General features: G+C 68.8%; 3 protein-coding genes. All 3 read left to right on the top strand.

Translation table 11 applies throughout. From position 1 onward, the window contains the following. Positions 1-158 precede the first annotated feature (158 nt). Genes tnpA through tnpC form a run of 3 tightly spaced genes read left to right on the top strand, consistent with a single transcriptional unit; the run spans position 159 to position 2,485 of the window. A complete protein-coding gene (gene tnpA, locus QMO56_RS26690) occupies positions 159-515 on the top strand; it encodes an IS66-like element accessory protein TnpA (RefSeq protein ID WP_283530671.1) in 357 nt (118 codons plus the stop codon). Next, the gene (gene tnpB / locus QMO56_RS26685; RefSeq protein WP_283530669.1) at positions 515-862 is read left to right on the top strand and encodes an IS66 family insertion sequence element accessory protein TnpB; all 348 of its coding nucleotides are present in this window, start codon (positions 515-517) and stop codon (positions 860-862) included. Before tnpA ends, tnpB begins: the two co-directional genes overlap by 1 nt. Before the next feature lie 45 nt (positions 863-907). Then, on the top strand, positions 908-2,485 hold the full coding sequence (gene tnpC / locus QMO56_RS26680) for an IS66 family transposase (RefSeq protein WP_283530668.1): 1,578 nt from the start codon (positions 908-910) through the stop codon (positions 2,483-2,485). Positions 2,486-2,494 lie beyond the last annotated feature (9 nt).

Raw genomic sequence — 2,494 nt, 5'->3', positions numbered from 1 at the left:
GTAAGCGTCAGCCGAGCCTGGCCTTGAGTTGATGGTGCTGGTTCGCCGAATTGGCTGGCATGACGGACAGCACGACGACGGCAGCACTCGCAAACTCCTCTTACGACGGTAGCAGGAGCGGCTCCGGAGTTCGCGCGGGCCGCGGCGTCGAGGTTCGGGTGCGGGAGGTCCGGCGCCGGATCTGGTCGACGGAGGAACGGCTTCGGATTGTCCGGGAGACGCTGGAGCCTGGTGCGATCGTCCAGGTGGTGGCGAAGCGGCACGGCGTCAGCACGGGTCAGCTCTATACCTGGCGCAAGCAGATGCTGGCCACGGCGATGGCAGGCTTTGTACCGGTGGAGGTTGTACCGGAGGCGCCGCAACTCCCGCCGCCTGGCTTGGCCCAGCCGCCTGACAGCGGCGCAGCGCCTGGCGTGATCGAGATTGCACTGCCCTCTGGCACCAGCATCCGCATCACCGGATGCGCCGACGCCGCGACACTGCGCATCGTGCTGGCTGGGATGGGTGGGCGCTGATGCTGGGCCCGCCGCCGGGCACGCGGGTGTTCCTGGCCTGCGGCACGACGGATATGCGCAAGGGCTTCGACGGCCTGGCCGCACAGGTGCAGACGGTGCTTGCGCAGGATCCCTATAGCGGCGCGATGTTCTGCTTTCGCGGCCGCCGCGGCGATCTGCTCAAGATTTTGGTCTGGGACGGACAGGGCCTGATCCTCCTTGCCAAGAGGCTGGAGAAAGGCAGGTTCGTCTGGCCTCAGACGCAGGGCGGCGTCGTCTCGTTGACCGCGGCGCAGCTCTCGATGCTGGTCGAGGGGATCGACTGGCGCATGCCCGCCTGGACTGCGCGGCCGCAGGCCACGGTGTAGTCGGTCTGCCATTGCAGCGGCCATCGCGTTGCGTAGAATCATGGCGTGCACGCCGCGTCGTTCGACACGCCTGACGCCGAGATCGCAGCGCTCCGCGCGCTGCTGGCCGAGCGCGATGCCGAGTTGCGCAGCGCGACTTTTGAAATCGAGAAGCTGAAAGTCCAGCTCGCCACCCTGCGGCGGGACCGCTACGGCAAGTCGTCGGAGAAGCTGGCCGCCGAGATCGGTCAGTTCGAGATGCTGATCGGCGATGCCGAGGAGGATCAGGCGCAGGCCGCCGCCGCGGCGGAGAAGGCCAGGACGAAGGGACAGCCTGGCAACCAGCGGCGCCCGGCGCTCCGCAAACCGCTGCCGGAGCATCTGCCACGGGAGACGATCCTGCATGAGCCGGTATTCGCCTGCCGCTGCGGCTGCACGGACCCGAAGCGCCTGACGAAGCTGGGCGAAGACGTCACCGAGATCTTGGAGAAGATCCCGGCCCGGCTGAAGGTCATCCGCCACGTCCGGCCCCGCTATGCCTGCCGGGCCTGCGAGGCCGTCCTGCAGGCGCCTGCCCCCGATCTGCCGATCGAGAGGGGGCGGCCGGGTCCCGGCCTGCTCGCGCATGTGCTGGTCTCGAAGTATCTCGACGGCCTGCCGCTCTACCGCCTCTCGGCCATCCTGGCGCGCGAGGGCGTGGAGATCGAGCGGCAGACCCTGGCCGACTGGGTCGGCCGCGGTGCCTGGTGGCTGAGCCGCCTGGCCGAGGCGATCGGCACCTATGCGCTGCGGCACGGCCTCATCTGGACCGACGACACGCCGATCGCCGTGCTGGCGCCAGGGCGCGGCCGGACGCGGCAGGGGCGGTTCTGGGTCTATGCCATCGACCCGAGGCCCTGGCAGGGCCCGGGACCGCCCGCGGCGTTCTACCGCTACTCGCCCGACCACAAGGGAGAGCGGCCGCGCGGGCACCTCCAGAACTTCGCGGGCTGGCTGCATGCCGATGGCTACACCGGCTACGACGCGCTGACCCAACCGCGCGGCAACCAGCCGCCGCAGGTCACCCACGTCGCCTGCTGGGCGCATGCCAGGCGCAAGCTGTTCGAGGTGTTCGAGGCCACGAAGTCACCGATCGCCGAGGAGGCCTTGCAGCGTATTGCCGCCCTCTACGCCATCGAGGCCGAGGTCAACGGCAGACCCGCTGATCAGCGTCGCGCCGAGCGCCAGGCCCGCAGCAAGCCGCTGCTCGACGACCTGCACGACTGGATGCTGACGCAGCGTCGCCGGTTGTCCGGCAAGTCGACGCTGGGCAAAGCGCTGCAATACGCGCTGAACCGGTGGGAGGCGCTGACGCGCTATCTCGAGGACGGCAGGCTCTCGATCGACAATAACCTCGCCGAGCGGCTGCTGCGCGGCATCGCTCTGACCAGGAAGAATTTTCTGTTCCTCGGATCGGACACCGGCGGCGATCGCGCCGCCATCATCTACACCGTCGCCGAAACCGCAAAGCTGAATGGCCTGGACCCGGAAGCCTACATCGCCGTTGTGCTCGACCGCCTCGCCCGGGGCCACACCATCGACCGCATCGACGAACTCCTGCCGTGGAACTTCAGGCTCACCGCATCACCCGCGGGAACGGGCTGACGCTTACGC

The sequence above is a fragment of the Roseomonas sp. E05 genome (assembly GCF_030063475.1).
Lineage (GTDB): Bacteria > Pseudomonadota > Alphaproteobacteria > Acetobacterales > Acetobacteraceae > Pseudoroseomonas.
Note: the sequence above shows the minus strand (reverse complement) of the source record. Positions and strands in the feature narration are given on the sequence as shown.

Bases quoted from the DNA above. Each gene is read 5' to 3' on its own strand.
- tnpB (WP_283530669.1), top strand. From the start codon at position 515: ATGCTGGGCCCGCCGCCGGGCACGCGGGTGTTCCTGGCCTGCGGCACG.